This is a genomic window from Mycobacterium sp. E3305, from assembly GCF_001666785.1.
Lineage (GTDB): Bacteria > Actinomycetota > Actinomycetes > Mycobacteriales > Mycobacteriaceae > Mycobacterium.
This window is the reverse complement of sequence record NZ_LZJA01000268.1, coordinates 1-16379: the sequence shown is the minus strand read 5'-3', so window position 1 is coordinate 16379 and position 16379 is coordinate 1. Positions and strand designations below refer to the sequence as shown.

13 protein-coding genes and 2 pseudogenes are annotated in these 16379 nt (G+C 63.2%); 10 read left to right on the top strand and 5 right to left on the bottom strand.

Annotated features, from left to right (window positions below; genetic code table 11):
* The 8 genes and pseudogenes from A5701_RS28635 to A5701_RS27765 form a co-directional block, all read left to right on the top strand.
* Positions 1-144, top strand: a pseudogene (locus tag A5701_RS28635) (HNH endonuclease signature motif containing protein); the annotation flags it as partial.
* Between the two features lie 22 nt (positions 145-166).
* Positions 167-1705 (top strand): recombinase family protein, encoded by a 1539-nt coding sequence (locus tag A5701_RS23775; RefSeq protein ID WP_067760120.1) that lies wholly within the window; start codon positions 167-169, stop codon positions 1703-1705.
* Positions 1706-1930: 225 nt separating this feature from the next.
* Positions 1931-2302 carry a hypothetical protein gene (locus A5701_RS23770; protein WP_067760117.1) on the top strand — a complete coding sequence of 124 codons (372 nt, stop codon included), beginning with the start codon at positions 1931-1933 and terminating at the stop codon, positions 2300-2302.
* Between the two features lie 97 nt (positions 2303-2399).
* Complete coding sequence (locus tag A5701_RS23765) at positions 2400-4202, top strand: AAA family ATPase (protein WP_067760114.1); 1803 nt, start codon at positions 2400-2402, stop codon at positions 4200-4202.
* Positions 4203-4415: 213 nt separating this feature from the next.
* A complete protein-coding gene (locus tag A5701_RS28360; RefSeq protein WP_156670243.1) occupies positions 4416-4631 on the top strand; it encodes a hypothetical protein in 216 nt (71 codons plus the stop codon).
* Entirely contained in the window at positions 4628-4876 is a 249-nt protein-coding gene (locus A5701_RS23760) for a hypothetical protein (protein ID WP_067760110.1), read from the top strand. The genes A5701_RS28360 and A5701_RS23760 overlap by 4 nt, the downstream gene beginning before the upstream one ends.
* Before the next feature lie 19 nt (positions 4877-4895).
* Positions 4896-5597: a hypothetical protein gene (locus A5701_RS23755; protein ID WP_156670242.1), complete on the top strand. Its 702-nt coding sequence runs from the start codon at positions 4896-4898 to the stop codon at positions 5595-5597.
* 235 nt (positions 5598-5832) lie between these two features.
* Positions 5833-7221: a phage major capsid protein gene (locus A5701_RS27765; protein WP_082969824.1), complete on the top strand. Its 1389-nt coding sequence runs from the start codon at positions 5833-5835 to the stop codon at positions 7219-7221.
* Positions 7222-7323: 102 nt separating this feature from the next.
* Here A5701_RS27765 and A5701_RS23745 read toward each other — a convergent pair whose 3' ends face one another.
* The 3 genes from A5701_RS23745 to A5701_RS23735 all read right to left on the bottom strand — a co-directional run bounded on the left by A5701_RS23745 (position 7324) and on the right by A5701_RS23735 (position 13596).
* On the bottom strand, positions 7324-10254 hold the full coding sequence (locus A5701_RS23745; RefSeq protein WP_197505051.1) for a type I restriction endonuclease subunit R: 2931 nt from the start codon (positions 10252-10254) through the stop codon (positions 7324-7326).
* Positions 10245-11480 (bottom strand): restriction endonuclease subunit S, encoded by a 1236-nt coding sequence (locus tag A5701_RS23740; protein WP_067760103.1) that lies wholly within the window; start codon positions 11478-11480, stop codon positions 10245-10247. The genes A5701_RS23745 and A5701_RS23740 overlap by 10 nt, the downstream gene beginning before the upstream one ends.
* Positions 11481-11604: 124 nt before the next feature.
* The gene (locus A5701_RS23735; protein WP_067760099.1) at positions 11605-13596 is read right to left on the bottom strand and encodes a class I SAM-dependent DNA methyltransferase; all 1992 of its coding nucleotides are present in this window, start codon (positions 13594-13596) and stop codon (positions 11605-11607) included.
* 269 nt (positions 13597-13865) lie between these two features.
* Here A5701_RS23735 and A5701_RS23730 point away from each other — a divergent pair, with 269 nt between their 5' ends.
* Positions 13866-14315: a hypothetical protein gene (locus tag A5701_RS23730; RefSeq protein ID WP_067760097.1), complete on the top strand. Its 450-nt coding sequence runs from the start codon at positions 13866-13868 to the stop codon at positions 14313-14315.
* Positions 14316-14671: 356 nt separating this feature from the next.
* On the opposite strand, the gene A5701_RS23725 is transcribed toward A5701_RS23730, so the two are convergent.
* Positions 14672-15127: a hypothetical protein gene (locus tag A5701_RS23725; protein WP_067760095.1), complete on the bottom strand. Its 456-nt coding sequence runs from the start codon at positions 15125-15127 to the stop codon at positions 14672-14674.
* A gap of 16 nt (positions 15128-15143) precedes the next feature.
* On the bottom strand, positions 15144-15461 hold the full coding sequence (locus tag A5701_RS23720; protein WP_156670241.1) for a hypothetical protein: 318 nt from the start codon (positions 15459-15461) through the stop codon (positions 15144-15146).
* 568 nt (positions 15462-16029) lie between these two features.
* Here A5701_RS23720 and A5701_RS23715 point away from each other — a divergent pair.
* A pseudogene (locus A5701_RS23715) lies at positions 16030-16379 on the top strand (hypothetical protein); the annotation flags it as partial.

Below are 16379 nucleotides of genomic sequence, written 5' to 3'. Positions count from 1 at the left end.
GTGCGGTGCCGGGATTTGACGTGCCGCTGGCCGGGTTGTGACTGCCCGGCGGTGGCCTGCGACCTCGACCACACCATCCCCTACAGCGCCGGTGGGCCCACCCATGCCAGCAACCTCAAATGTTATTGCCGCACCCATTACCTAACTTGCGAAGTACACTCTGATTATGAGTGCCGCGTTGTCAGAAAATGCCCCGGTCAGGGCGGGTTGCTACTGCCGTATCTCGTCCGACCCGAACGACAGGCGCGCTGGTGTCACGCGCCAACGCGAGGACACCGCGACCGTGTGCGAGGTGCAAGGCTGGACCCCGGCCGGGTTCTACGTGGACAACGACCGCAGCGCGACCAACGGCAAGGAGCGGCCCGAGTGGGCGCGGCTGCTGGCCGATGTCGAGGACGGGGCGATTGACGCCATCGTGGTGTGGAACCAGGACCGCGGTTGGCGCAAAATGGCCGACCTCGAATCGCTGCGGCCGGTGCTGGAGCCGCGCGGCGTGCCGTTGGCGACGACCAATATCGGGGTCATCGACTTCCGCAACGCCGACGACGTGTTCCGCGCGCAAATCTCCACCGCCATGAGCGAGATGGAGGTGGCCAAGATGAAAGTGCGGATGCGCCGCGCCGCCCGGCAGAAGGCCGAAAAGGGTCTGCCGCAGTGGAAACGGGCGTTCGGCTATCTCGACGACACCCGCACCCCCGACCCGCGGACCGCGCCGCTGGTGGCCCAGGCGTATGCGGCGATCATCGCCGGGGCCTCACTCGGTGACGTGTGCCGTCTGTGGAACGACGCCGGGGCGTTGACGCAGCGGTGGGTGCGGCCCAAGGACGCCGACGGCAAACCCATCCCGGGCGCCGCACCGGAGCTGGAGCAGCGCCCGTGGACGCAGCCGCAGGTGTCGAACTTCCTGCGCAAGCCCCGCAACGCGGGCCTGCGCGCCCACAACGGCCAGATCCTCGGGAAGGGCACCTGGGACGCCCTGGTGGACGAACCGACGTGGCGGCAAGCCCAAGCGGTGCTGAACGCGCCGGGCCGCGCACCGGGCCGCAAGAGCGTGCGACGGCACCTGCTGACCGGGGTGCTGCACTGCGGCAAGCCGGGCTGCGACGGCTACCTGGCCGGGCGGTGGGTGATGCAGAAAACCGGGGGGAAACCGGGCCGGCCGAAGGCGGGCCAGCGCAAGGAACCGCACAGCGGGCAGGTCGCTCATGCGATCAGCTATGCGTGCAAGTCCTGCCGCGGGGTGGCGATCCGCGCCGAGCACATCGAGCCGCTGATGTACCGCGAGGTGTGCGGGCGGCTGGCAAAGGGCGACGCAAAAGACTTGCTGCGGGCCGAGATTCACGACGCGGCTCAGGCCGAGGCGATCCGCGCCGAGCTGGGCACCCTGTACGCCGAGGTGGAAACTATCGGCATCGAACGCGGCCAAGGGTTGCTGACCGGCCAGCAGGCCAAGATCGCCACCGACATCGTGTCGGAAAAGATCGCGAAACTTGAACGCCGACAAGAGGATCAGGAGCTGGTGCGCGTGTTCGACGGCATCCCGCTGGGCGGTGAACTTGAGGACGTCACCGCTGCGATCGTGGGGCTGTCCCCGGACCGGCTGCGCCGCATCATCGGCGTGCTGATGGTGGTGACCATCGCGCCGGTCGGCAAAGGCAGTCACGTCTTCGACCCGAACCGGGTGGGCATCGACTGGCTGCGCTGACGCTTTCCATCCCCGATAAAAGATCGCAAGTGTCACTTTTGGGGACATAGCTTGGGGGGCAATGCATTTCGCGGCGTGCACCCCTTGGCTTCGGCGGGGTAGCGGCGTAGGGTGTGCGGTGCACAACCTCTGTGCAGCACAGAGGCCTTGTGCTTCCCCACGAAAGAAAGGGCACCCCCGGCCGCCCGGCCGTTGGGGGGCGATCTTTCGTCGAAAGGGTTGCACATGGCCCCGGTCAGCCCGCCGAAGCGCACCGCACACCAGCGCGCCACGCACGCCCGCAGCGTGCAGCTCCACGGCCGCGACAGCCCGCAGGCCGCCGAGGCCAAACGCGACCTTGAGGTCGCCAAGCTGGCCGACCGCATCCAACGTGTCGCAGCCCAGCACCCGGCGCTCACCGACGAGCAGCACGCGCTGCTGGCCGAGCTGCTGGAACCACCCAGCCCCGAAGTCGCCGACTACCTTAAGCGCACTCTCGCCGAAGCGCCGCCGCTGACCGAGGCGCAGCGAGTCAAGCTGGCGGAGTTGCTGCGGCCCGCCCGCGAGTACATCGCCGCGAGGCGACGGGCCGCGCTAAGGGGCCGGGTGAAGACGTGAGAAATGCCGAAGGGCGCCCAGATGGCTCCGGACGCCCCGACATGTCCACGCCAAGGACTGCCCCAGAGTCTAGTCGACGCGACCGACAGGCGCCGTCGTGAGCGCCGGCAACGCCTACCGGGTCATCGTCGACGCGCTCGAACAGCGCGGCCGCAATCCGCGTGAAACCGGCACGGGCAAGGCCGTCGCGCGGTGCCCAGCCCACGACGACCACGATCCGTCGCTGAGCGTGTTCCCGCGGACCGACGGCAAGGGCATCCGCGTCAAATGCCACGCCGGCTGCGACTACCGCGACATCCTCGCCGCGCTCGGGCTGCACCCGCGTGACCTGTACGACGACGAGCCGCTGCGGCGAGCGCTCAAACCCGTTACCCACCACCGTTACCCGAACGGCTCGTATAAGACCCGCCAACCCAAACCCGGCGGCGGCAAAACGATGCGCTGGCACGGCCGCAAGGACAACCAGCTGTACCTGGCCGACCAGATCCCCGACGGCGCCACGACGGTGTACCTGACCGAGTCGGAGAAAGCCGCCGATGTGATCCGGGCCGTCGGCGCCGTCGCGGTCGCCACCGGCGGCGCCGAAAGCATTTGCGACCTGACCCCGCTGAACGGCCTGGACGTGTACGCGCTCGTCGACCGCGACAACGCAGGGCTGGCGTGGGCGGCCAACCAGCGCAAGCAGCTCGACGACCTCGACCCGTTCACCACGGTGCGCTGGGTGCGCTGCCCGCTGGACATCCCCAAGGCCGACATCGGCGAGCACTTCGACCACGAGTTGACTCTGGCCGAGCTTGAGGAGTTCGACCCGTTCACCGCCAGCTACGAGGTTGACCGGGGACCCGACGACGACACCACCGCCGTGGTCGACGAGCGCGAACCTCAACCACCGCCCGAGGACCGGGCGGTTCGCGGTGGTGCGTTCCTGTTCGGCCCCGAGTACACCGACGGCCCCGCGGTGTGGGGTGACGGATCGAACGTGTTGTGGTCACCCGGGGAACCGCTGATGATCGCCGCGTACCAGGGACTGTGCAAAACCACCCTCGCCGGTCAACTCACCCGCGCGCTGCTGCACCTGGGCGACGACGGTAGGGACGACAAGGTGCTCGGGTTCACCGTCACCGCTACCCCCCGCCGCGTGCTGTACCTGGCCATGGACCGGCCCCGGCAGATCCGCCGCTCACTGCGGCGCCAATTCAGCGAGCAGGAGGCCGGGATTCTCGACGAGCGCCTGGTGGTCTGGCCCGGGCCGCCAGCGGCAGACCTGGCAGCGCAACCGTTGCTGCTGCTCGGGCTGGCCGAACGCCACCACGCCGACGTCGTGATCGTGGACTCACTCAAAGACGCCGCGCTGAAGCTGTCCAGCGACGAGACGGGCGCGGCGTGGAACCGCGCCGCCCAGCACCTACTGATGTCCAACCGGGAGCTGTGCGTCCTGCACCACCCGCGCAAACTCAGCCACAACGAGAAGGACCGCAGGCTGACCATCGAGGACATCTACGGCTCGACGTGGATCACCAACGGCTGCGGGTCGGTGATCCTGCTCGACGGCGAGCCCGGCGACCCGATCATCGAATTCCGTCACCTCAAGCAGCCCAACGAGGAGATCGGCCCGCTACGGGTGGCGCACGACCCCGCCACCGGCCGGCTGACCGTCGAGCACCAGCTCGACCTGGTGGAGCTGGTGCGCCGCAAAGGCGACGCGGGGCTGATCGCGAAAGACGCGGCGCGGGCGCTGTTCGACACCGACGAGCCGAGCCGCGGGCAGACCGAGAAGGCGCGGCGCAAGCTCGACAAGTTCGTCCCCGCCGTGCTGCGCCGCGAAGAGGGCGTCGCCGGAGGCGCCACCGGCGGCATGCCCGCGAGGTACTTCCTCGCCGGATTGTGGGAGCAGCCATGAGCGTTCACGCGCGTTCACGTTTTCGGGATTTGCGCAGGTCAAGCGATCACGCGGCTTTTCGGCCGCACAGCGTTCACGCGACCGTTCACGGGCGATCACGGGCTTGGAAAAACCCCAGGTCAAGCGATCACACGACCGTTCACGATCGTTCACGCCGTTTCGCGCCTCCACCGTTCACGTTTTCCCCTCCTCTCTAGAGGAGGGGGGGAAAACGTGAAACGTCGGGGGGAAGGCGGGCCCCTAGGCGGAAAGAAGACAGCCAACACGCCGCTCGCCGACCGCCAGTGGGCGCGCGCTCAGCGGGTGGCCGACGCACTCACCGGCGGCCACGCCACCCCCGCCATCGTGCGGGCCATGCACGACCTCGTCGTGTCCGTCGAGCGCCCTGACGGCTGTTCTGACACCGATCACCGAGAGGAGTCGCCGTGAAAACCACAAGAGTCGCCGCCGCGCACGCCGAACTACTAACGGAGGGCCTGCGTTTCGAGATTTACGACGTGTGCCGCGACATCGACCACCGGCTGGGCAACCGGCTGGGCACCGCGGAAAAGGGCTGTTATTTCTGGCTGTGGGATGACGACACCCGAGGCCGCCACATCACCAGCATCGAGGTGCTGGCCGCGCTGCGCCGTGATGCGGTCGCCTACCTGGCCGCCCTTCCCGCCGCCGCATGACGACGCGCACACTAGCACCGTGCGCGCGGCGGTCATGTGCTCACGGCGTGAATCCTCGATTCTGCTCACCTTCGGCACCCTCGACGAGGCCCTGGCGGTCGCGCGCACCGTGCCCTGCCACCGCTCATGCGAACGGCTCCACGTCGCCGCGTGGCGCCAGGACGGCCGCATCCACACCGAGGCATTCGGCGGCCCGCCCGTGCGCCCCCTGGCCGTCGAGCTCGCGAAGCTGTATCCCAGGATGCCGCACAACGACTTACGCACCTGGGCGAGGCCCGCGAGTTTCAACCAGCCGTTCCCGAGGAGACCACCCATGAGCGCACCCGAGCTGTGCACGCTGTGCACCATCGACGGGCTATCCACCCCGGCCGTTCACGTCTCAGGCATCGCCTACTGCGACAAACATCTTCGCCAGGCGCAAGATGACGCCGTGCGCGGCGCCGCCAAGGGTTTCACGGCGGTCGGCTCTGCCGGCGAGGCGGCGATGGAGGACCATGTTTTGGCCCGCCGCCTGCGCCGCACCGGCGACCCGCTCAACGAGGTCAACGCCGACGGCCACGACATGAGTTGCCAGGCCAGAATCGACGCCGAGCTCAGCACGTGGCCCGATGAACGTAGCAACCCCGCGGTGGGGGTGGTCGGTGATCCGGACGCGCTCAAGCTGCCGCCCTGGTCGGTCGTGAGCCGGTCCGACGACACCGACGGTTCCGCCACGCCCTGAGCGCCCGCCAGGGTTACGATTCGAGTGGACGCAGGCCCGGCCCGCTTCCACCCCGAGCGGGTGGCGCACATCTCGGCCTTGGCCGTAAGACGTTCACAACGGCGGTCCGATGGCGCCGAGGAATAGCTGATCATCGGCGGCGATTCGATGGCGCCGTCGACCGTCCCGTTCACGCCGCGAAAAACCGTTTTACTCCACGGTTTTCGCTGTTCGTGCGCTTGCGAAGGAACCCATCATGGAACCCGTCAACGCTCAACTAGCGCAGCTCATCACCCGCCGAGACCAACTCAAACGCGCGTTGGCCCACCGCCTGAACCTGGCGCAAAGGGCCGGGCGTGACCAACTCGACGCGACCGAGGAAGCCGACTACGTCACCCTGCGCGAACTCGAAGAACGCATCCAAGGATTGCGACCCGAGGCCGACCTCGAAACCGCGGCCATGAACACAGTCACCGCGCTAAGCACCCGCATCGCCGCCCGTAACAACCTGCCCCAACCTGGCCACAGGAGCCCCGCCATGAACTACTCGTACGACGATCCCTCGTTGATCTACCGCCGCCACGACCACTCCCACTCGTGGATGCGCGACATGGTGCGGCTCGCGACCGGCATGGACGACGGGTCCTCAGCTCGCCGGCTCGCCGAACACGGCCACCAAGTTGACACCCGCCCCGAGTACGCCGAGTTCCGCGACCTGTCCCGGGTCGACGGCTCCGGCGGCTACGCTGTGCCGCCCGCCTGGCTGATGCAGCAATACATCGAGCTGGCCCGTCCGGGCCGGGCGTTCGCCAACCTCGTTCAGCGCCAACCCCTTCCGGGTGGGACCGACAGCATCAATATCCCCAAGCTGCTGACCGGAACGAGTACCGGGGTGCAGACCGCCGACAACCAGCCGGTGGTCGACGTGGATTTGACCGACACATTCATTAACGCGCCGGTCCGCACGATCAGTGGTCAGCAAGGGGTGGCGATTCAGCTCATCGACCAGTCCCCAATTGCCTTCGACGAAGTCGTATTTCGCGACCTGGTCGCCTCCCACGCCGCCACCACCGACCAGCAGGTGCTAGGCGGTACCGGCACCAACGGGCAGGTGCTCGGCGTGGCGAACACGCCGAACATCACAACGATCGCCGTGTCCAGCGTCGACATCCCAGGCTTCTACAAGGCGGTGGCCAACGCGATCCAGACCATCCACACCACCCGGTTCCTGCCGCCAGAAGTCATTGTGATGCATCCGCGGCGTTGGGGTTGGTTGCTCAGCCTGCTTGACCCGAATCAGCGGCCGTTGATCCTCCCGGCCGCGAATAGCCCATTCAATGCCGCCGGCATCCTCGAGGCAGTCGCCTCCGAACAAGTGGTCGGCCAGTTCCAGGGGCTGCCTGTGGTCACCGACCCCAACATCCCAACCAACCTCGGCACCGGTGCCAACGAAGATCCCGTCTACGTGTTGCGCGCCAGCGACATCGTTTTATGGGAGTCGGGCATAAGGGCCAGGGTGCTACCAGAGGTAAAGGCCCCCAACCTCACCGTCGTGCTACAGGTGTACTCGTATCTGGCCTTCACTGCTTCCCGTTACGCGGCATCCACCGCAGAAATCTCGGGCCTCGTCACGCCAACCTTCTGAGATTTGTTGATGAGGCATAAGCTTCGGCGGGTATGCAGGATTTTTCTCCCGTGATGTGGCGAAGAGGCTAAGAAGAAAATGGACTGGGGATGGCCACCACTTCTACGCCGAGTCTCGGTATGTCGCTTGAAATACCGCGTCGGAGAGCCACCGCCTGAAGCCCTCGTTGTCGCTGAACTGTTTGAATAATTCAGTGTCGTCCTTGAGGACGGCCATCATCACGCGCCCAAGGGCACGGTCGTGCTCAACACGAGCGTTGACCGGATCGTTGTTCTTTTTGGCGTTCTTGTACGCCTCGTCGTCGGCGACTTTCTGCGGGATCTCCTCGGTGATGAGTCGCCGCACCCGGTCGGCATCGGTCCACTCGATGTTGCCGAATTGGTCATTGAATGTCTGGAGAATGCTGGACAGGCGTTCGAGCTCAGGGTCAGCCGCGTGGCCACCACCAGATGCTGGCACCGGTTCTAGCTCGCCTTCATCATCGGAAAGCGCAATCTTGAGCGTCTCACGCTTCTCGACCCGGTAGGACTCCATGTCTATCGTTTCGAGGATCCCGGCGGACAGATCATCCTCACGCGGCGCAGGGAGTTTTGGAATCAGATGGTCGAGGAAGATGGACAACTTCTCCCAGGTCGGCACACCGAAAGGCATTACCGCCGAGAGGAAGTTGTAGGTCCGTACGAATGCCTTGGCGATTCCTTTGAAGGCGATCTGGTCATCTTCTTCGGGCATCTCGATGTACTCAGCGACGCACACATCAAGGATCGGATCAAGGACGTCGCGGTCTGTGCCAGCGAGGTACAACTCGACAAACCTGTCGATAGCCTCCGGCGTGAAAACCGCGTATCCGGTGAGCTCGTCGGCGAGGTTGTGCAGCATGTTGGGGTCCGTCTCACGGCTAAGCACGGTCGTCCGGTAGTAGGGCGCAAAGGCTCGTTCGATGTCGTCCGCGGTGTTGGAAAAGTCGAGGACGAATGCGTCGTGCTTGGCGGGGTGTGCGCGGTTTAGGCGCGAGAGCGTCTGCACTGCCTTTACGCCCGACAACGTCTTATCGACGTACATTGTGTGAAGAAGCGGCTCGTCGTAGCCAGTTTGGAACTTGTCAGCGCAGACGAGGATGCGATAGGGATCGTCTTGGATTCGATCCGGGATGTCCTTGCTGGGGAAACCGTTTAGCGTGGCCTCGGTGACATTGACGCCGTTGTATTCGTGCTCGCCAGAGAATGCGACGATCGCTTTGTACGGGCTTTTGCGGTCGCCGAGGTAGGCACTGATGGCGTGGAAGTATTGGATGCACCTCTCGATGCTGCCAGTCACGACCATTGCGCGCGCCTGTCCGCCGATCTTGTGCTTGGCGATCACCTGGGTGTGAAAGTGATCCACCATGATCTCAGCCTTCAGTCGAACGGCGTGGTCGTCCCCTTCCACGAATGCCCGTAGCTTCTTCGATGCCCGCTTTGCGTCGAACTCAGGATCGTCCTCAACCGTTTTCATGAGCTTGTAGTAGCTCTGGATCGGCGTGAAGTTTTCGAGCACATCGACGATGAAGCGCTCTTGTGTTGCTTGCTTCATCGTGTAGCTGTGAAAGGGCCGGTACCCTGTGCCCTCAGCCGTCGGGTAGGGCTCGCCAAACATCTGGAGGGTCTTGTTCTTTGGCGTTGCGGTGAATGCAAAGTAGCTCGCATTCGGCAGCATCTTCTTCGACTCGATGATCCGGTTGATTGCGTCTTCGACCGTCTCATCCTCTTCGGCAGCACCTTTAGATGACAGAGCCATCGACACTGCGGCGGCCGCCTTACCGCCCTGGCTGGAGTGCGCCTCGTCGATGATGATCGCGAAAGTGCGGTCGCGGTGATCCTTGCCGATGTCGTCGAGGATGTATGGGAACTTCTGGACCGTGGTGATGATGATCTTTCGCCCAGCTTCGATCGCTCGCCGCAGATCACCGGAGTGCTCGGCATGAACGACCGTGGAGCCAACTTGCATGAACGACTTAATCGTCGCCTTGAGCTGCCCATCGAGTATCACGCGATCAGTCACGACGATTATGGATCCGAATGCGTTCTGGCCGTGGTGCTTAGCCTCCGTGAGCTGGTGGGCAAGCCAGGCGATCGAGTTGGATTTCCCGCTGCCGGCTGAGTGCTGGACAAGGTAGCGCCGGCCGACGCCACTTGTTTCGACGTCGTTGAGGAGCTTCCGCACCACGTCGAGCTGGTGGTAGCGCGGAAAGATCTGACTAGCTGTCTTCTTACCTGTGCGCTCGTTCTTGATCGTCACGATCTGCGCGTAGTTCTCGATGATGTTTGCCAGGCTCCTCGGCGCGAGGGTCTGTCGCCAGAGATAGTCGGTCTTAATGCCATCTGGATTGGGCGGATTGCCTGCGCCGTCCTTCCATCCTTTGTCGAACGGAAGGAACCACGACTGCTTGCCCTTCAGATGTGTGCAGAACCGCACTTGTTGGTCGTCGAGTGCAAAGTGGGCAATGCACCGCCCGAATTGGAAGAGCAACTCACGCGGATCACGGTCGCGCTTGTACTGCTCGACCGCATCGTCGAATGTCTGCTTGGTGATGTTGTTCTTCAACTCAAAAGTAAAGACTGGCAAGCCGTTGATGAACGCCGCCAAATCGAGTGCGAGTCCTCCAGCGGCCGCGCTGTACTGGAGTTGTCGAGTCACCGTGAACCGGTTCGCACCAAAAAGCAACGCAGCCTTATCATTTCCCGGCGTCGGCGTCGGGAAGTACAGATCCAAGTGGTGCTGACGGTGTTCGATACCCTTGCGGAGGACATGGACTACCCCGTTTCGGGCGATTTCCCCCTGAAGCCGGGCCAAGAACTCGTGCCGGGTCGGCGTCGCTTCGTGAAGTGACAGCGGCTCGACAAGGTCGGGCTGGGTAGCTTCGATGAACGCGACGAGCTGAGGGAGGTCGACGCCGTACCCGCGCTCGAAGTCGATGGAAGAGCCCTCAACCCACCCTCCATCGACCATCTGTCGGACGATGAGCTCCTCCAGGCTCTGCTCGTTCAGTCGCACGACCGTCGGTCCTCGCTCGCTTCAGTCATGCCGCCAAAAACCTCCGCCGGGTCGATACCTTCCGCTGGATCTGAAGTATCCCAATTACAGATCGGTTCGATATTCGGAAGCGATGCTGCAATGTCGCGCACATCGACGTGTCCGGTAACAACATCGGCAACCAGGCGCGTGCGAAATTCCCCGAGCAACTCGATTTCGCGCGAGATATGGTTCTTGGTGCGGCGCGTCGTTGCTACCTCGCGGGCATGCTTTTCAACGACGTCACGCTGGACCTCCAGGGCTGGTAAGTCCAACGGCAGGGCTCCAACATCGCCAATGCGGAGGTGGCCTACAGTGCTGCCATTCGTGGCGACGCTTATGAACCTGCGCGCTGGCTCCGCATAGATTGCTAACAAGAGGTACTCGGGTAATACCCGATCTGGGTTCGGACGGAAATACATCATCCGTTGCCCCAAGCAAAGATCCGCGCGGTCGGGGACCAGCGCTGCCTCCCCGGCCGGAGCCTCACGGGTGAATAGGACATCGCCGGCGCGCGGAGCGCCTCGTTGGGTCCATTCGCGGTAATTCGCCTCGTCTGTCGGGTAGCTGCCCTCCATCGAGAAGTGGCCTGATCTAACGCAAGTGGTCCGGACAACGTGAAATGCACCGCCCGCGACGAAATCCGGCGTACGGTTCTTGCAATCGACGATCTGTAGGCAGACGTCTTTCGCTCGAATTTTCCTCGCCTTTTCAATCTTCATGAGTTCGCTTGTAACGGCTAACATCTGCTCGTCGAGAAGAGCAATAAGGCGCCGCTTGGACGCAATGGCTTTGTCGATGCGGGCGTTAGCGTGGGCGAGGTACCTAACGATCGCCGCCTGCTCGTCGGCCGACGGCAGAGCCACCTTGATGTTTCGCATTCGAGTGATGTTGAGATCCCACTGCCCAACGCGAACGCCGTCAGACGCTGCGCCGAACTTCGCAACGTAAGGCTTGCTTCGCAGCAGGTACTCGCCGAACCGCGGCACCGCAAAGTCCGCGTCGAAGACGAAGTAGGCGGGGCTGACAATGCCGTCCACCGGGGCCAGACCAAGCGATCCCTGCCAGGCCTTCATTTTGTTGATGACAAAATCCTCTTGGCGTGCGACCTTGTAGTTGCTGAGGTCCTCGGGAATCGGATTGTGGTTGTCGTCGTTTGCAGTCCGGACGAAGACACCCCGTTCCCGTGCGACGGTCAGCAGCGGCAAGTCTGGCCTGTTCCGTTCCGTGCGGCTTGTCAGCAGGCTACGCAGCGACCGAGACTCCCAGTCGGGACGGCCGCGCGGCGTTCGCGGTGGATTGAAGAGCGACGATGTCATCACGAACCTCTGGCTAGATGATTGCGGTCGTCGGGGCGGGTGCATCCTTCCCTGCGATCTCGGCGACCAGATTCTCTGTCTCCGCCTCCAACGCTCGGATGTCGGCCTGGATTTCGGCGAGGGTTCTTAGTGCCACGGGCCTGTAGAAGTGTTTGGTGAAGGAGATTTCGTAGCCGATCTTGGTTTTGGATGCGTCGATCCATGCATCGGATGCATAGGGCAGCACCTCTTTGCGGAAGAAGGCCTCTATGCCGTCTTTCCATTCGCCTGCTGGCTCGTTGAGTGGTATCTGCTCGGAGTCGCGGAGGTTCGTGTCGGGCTCATATTGCACGACCCGAGTCTTACGGTCGACTATTGCTTCGAACAATCCATGGATCGGGTCGGGTTGCGCCCCGATGGGCAGCACTTTCCTGACGATGGCCGGTGCTGCCTCGTCTCGCTTGCCGGTCTCTCTAAGCGCCTTGATCTCCGCTGCGTTATAGACACGGCCCTCATCAGCTCCGACGATTCTGAGTGGACGGTCGACGGATATTTTGAAGTATCCGAAGTCACGATTGTCAAAGATCTTGGAGTGATCGACGTCGTCGGCGTCGTCGAAGGCTATAAACGTCTTGACGATTCGATCGATGTCGGCGGGGGCCAGTTCAACGCCTTTGTCGCCGAGATTCTTTCGCAGAGGCGTAAACCACTCTGTGGCGTCGATGAGTTGCACCTTGCCCTCGCGCCTAGGCTCCTTGCGGTTGCTAATGACCCATATGTAAGTGGCGATGCCCGTGTTGTAGAACATCTTGAGCGGAAGAGCGACGATCGCTTCTAGCCAGTCATTCTCGATGATCCAACGGCGAATATTGCTTGGACCCTGCCCAGCGTCGCCGGTGAATAGGGATGAGCCATTGTGAACTTCCGCGACGCGACTACCCAGTGGCGTGTTGTGCTTCATCTTTGAGATGAGATTGGCGAGGAACATCATCTGGCCGTCGTCGCTCCCCGTGATGAGCGAATACTCGGGGTCGCCGGCATGGTTCACGACGAAACGCGGGTCGCGGATACCTTTCTTGCCGCCCATACGCTCTTGGTCCGTTTTCCAGCTCTTACCGTAGGGCGGATTAGAGAGCATGAAGTCAAATTCTTGACCAGCGAAAGCGTCGTTGGAGAGCGTGGACCATTCGGGGCCGCCGACGATGTTGTCTGCGGCTTCACCTTGGCCCTTGAGGATGAGGTCCGCCTTCGCGATCGCGTAGGTCTCGGCGTTGATTTCCTGGCCGAAGAGGTGAGTTTTGACCTGCTTACCGCGCTCGGCCGTGAGCTGCTCAAGCGTCTCTTCGGCGACGGTCAACATCCCTCCAGTTCCCATCGCGCCGTCATAAAGCAAATAGCTGCCTGACGGGACCTTGTCTGCAATCGGTTCGAACATCAGCCTCGTCATCAGGCGGATCGCATCACGCGGGGTCCAGTGTTCGCCGGCTTCTTCGTTATTCTCCTCGTTGAACCTACGCACAAGTTCCTCGAAGACGGTTCCCATGGCGTGGTTATCCAGGCCGCTCGGCGAGAGGTCGAGTTGAGGGTCTAGGAACTTCTCCAACAATGCCCCGAGCGCATCCGCTTTGGTTAGGCGGGGGATCTGGTTGCGGAACTCGAAGTTGTCGAGGATCTCCTGGACGTTAGGCGAGAAGCCGTCGAGGTACGCCTCGAAATCGAGCTTCAGCCTGGCTGCGTTAGTAATTGACCGGAGGTCCTTCAGCGTGAAACCGGACGTGTTGTAGAAGTCCTGGCCAGCCGCCTGCCTCAGTGCGGCGTCCTTGTTCACGATGCCGGCATTGTCGAGCGTCTTCTGGGTGTCGATGACGCTTTCCTTCGTCGGCTCCAGGACTGAGTCGAGTCGCCGGAGAACCGTGAAGGGCAGGATGACGTCGCGATACTTGCCGCGAACGTACAGATCACGGAGAACATCGTCCGCGATCGCCCAAATCAACGAGACAATCCGCCCGTGCTTCTCGCTATTCATCCGAGGGCATCTCCTATCTGTGCGATGCGAGTATCTTCGTGACTACGTCTCGGCCGTCAGTGGAGCGCGTCCTACACGGGTTTCAGACTCACTCTCCATCTAGCGCCTCACGCTTCCCGCGTCGCCTCTTGGGCACGATGTCCCGCCGTCCCCCCCAGACGCCAACGGTCCCCCGGTAGCGTAGCGAGCGATTGGAGCGGTCCGCCGAAGTTTCGGCTCCTTAAGCTCCCGTTTCGCCCCCGATGGACCGAACATGGAGGTGTCGCGTAATGACCGACAGTCAACCTTTCGACCTGCCCGAGCTGCCAGACAAGATTGGGCCGGGCGACTTCACCCTTGTGTTCATGGACGAGGATGAGGCTGGCGAGCCTCTGGGTGCGGCGGAGATTCGGTTCAGCTGGGACGGAGGTCCAGCTGCAACTTTTCGGTGTGACACGTGGGACAACCCCGCCGATCCTTCATTCGTCTTTGAGATCGGCAGTTCCCCTGTATGCGGTGTCGCATCGTGGCTGAACGGCGAGGATCTCTTCATCGCGTTCAGTTCTCGCGTTGCCGAAGAAGAGGGTTGGGCACGCATTCCCGGCGGCGCACCGGCCAGCGACGAAGAAGATGCGGACGATGCGATGCTTGAGCCAGCCACGTGGATTGAGTTGGCCAAGAAAATCTCTGCAGTCGGATACGACCGCCCCTTGCCTGGAATGAAGAGGGAGACGTTCTGACCTGAAGCTTTGCGAGTGCGCTCCAGCTTTGAGCGCGGTCTGCTCCCGCACCGCCTGGTGCTCGTACTCTGCGATGGACATCAAGATCCCAGCAACCATCCCATGCCCACCTTGCGCTGACCTGCGCAGGGGTAGACCGTAAAGGCAACGGGAGCAGCCCCCGGTTTGTTTGCCGTGGCGGTGTTAACCCCTGCGCCCGAAACTCGTTGCCGCCCAGCCCTTCCCAATCTCCGAAATCTGTTTCTCAGAGAGATTCGACCATTTTTCTCACGCTGTAACGGGGGGAGAAACCAAGACCTTCCGCTCAGGCGCGCTCCCCCGCGCATCGACTTTGCCGAATACGAAGCCCTGCTCTGTCAGTCATCTCGCATCACGCTCACCTGCTCGTCTGGGTCGTAGACCTTGAGACGATGGGTGCCGTCGATGTAGGTCACGTCGATTTCGACGCGGCCATCGGGGTGTCGGGTCAGCTTGTCGATGGGAATGCCGTCGATGTACCCATCAGCGTTGAAGCGTTGGAACTCAAGGACGTCGGTATCGCGTAGTTCCCGCGCCGGAATCCACTTCGCCCGGTGCGGGTCGTGTCGCCGCGTGTAATCGGGCTGTTCGATGATGTGCAGCGTGCCCTCTTCGGGCTGGCCCCCGCAGGTCCGCTCGATGATTGCTCGGGCGTCGTCGCAGAACGGGCAGCACATCAGCATCTGCGTCTGGTCGCCGGTCACGACCAGCCACTTATCCTCCTCGTCGGCCTCGTCGATTCGTCGCCCGCAGCCGCCGGCGCAATACGGGGGGTGCGGCACCCGGTCGCTCATGGCCCGGTGCGACTCGTCACGGCCCCGCTTGCGACCGGTGTTTGAACGTGCGCATGGTTTCGTTGGCGCCGATTGCGTCGTCATCGAGGTACTCGGTGAAGTCTTCAAGTCCCCACTCGCCGATGGGGGTGTAGCCCTCGCCGATGAGGTATCCGGTGATCTCGCGTTGCGCGCCGGCCAGGGAGCGCGAGTCGACGCTGAGCTGCTGGGTCGTCTCGTCGTCGCGCACCAGCATGCAGGTGATTCCGGTGTCCTTGGCGGTGAGCCAGACTTCGATCATGTCGGCATCATCGTCGGGGTGCTGTGTGGGTTGAGCGTGCATTTGATCTGTCATGCTCCCGCACATTAGCACTGTGCAACCGACGTGAAAAGTGTTGCAGTGCTTTATGATTCGCACAAACTCGGTGGGATGAACACAAGGGCTGTGCAATGCACAAGAGGGCATGGCTCAGTGCATCCAGCTGTCGCGGCGGTCGTCGTGCAATGATCTGCTCTATGGCGAAGTCTCTGCGCTCGATGTCGAAAGACGAACTCGAACAACAGCTAACGTATGACTCCGCAAACGTCGTCTACTCGGCGAACGACTACATCAACGAGCTGAGCCGCCGAGAAACCCTTGAGCAGGCTAGACGTGCCTCCCGGACGGCACTGGCAAGTGCCGTGGCCTCGATCATCTCGGCTGCCATAGCGCTCCTGGCGCTTATCTGGAACGTGACGACCCCACACCCCTCTCAGGTGCCGGGCCCGTCGACGTCGGCACCCCCTTCGACGACGTCGGCACCCCCTTCGACGACGTCGGCACCCCCTTCGACGTCGCCTACGCCATCGAGATAGTGAAGGCTGCGCGCCTCCGGACTGGGTGCAAGTTGGTCGAGATTTATTAAGAATGTTTTTCGCGCATTCGGTGCCACCATTTGGTGAAGACGTTCTGGGGCTGGCGCGAACAGCAGCTGCCCGACGGCACCCTGATCTTGACCTCCCCGGCCGGACGCACCTACGTCACCACCCCGGGCAGCGCCCTGCTGTTCCCCAGCCTCTGCCACGCCACCGGCGCCATACCGGCACCCGAGGCCGACCCCCCGCCCCAGGACTACTGCGGCCAGCGCAGCGCGATGATGCCCCGCCGCCGCCGCACCCGCAGCCAAGACCGCGCCACCCGGGTAGCCACCGAACGCCGACACAACCGCGACACCCGCACCAGCCAGCGGGCGGTGGCCGGGCCCGGCAGCCGGGTCCCGGTGCGGTCCCAGTC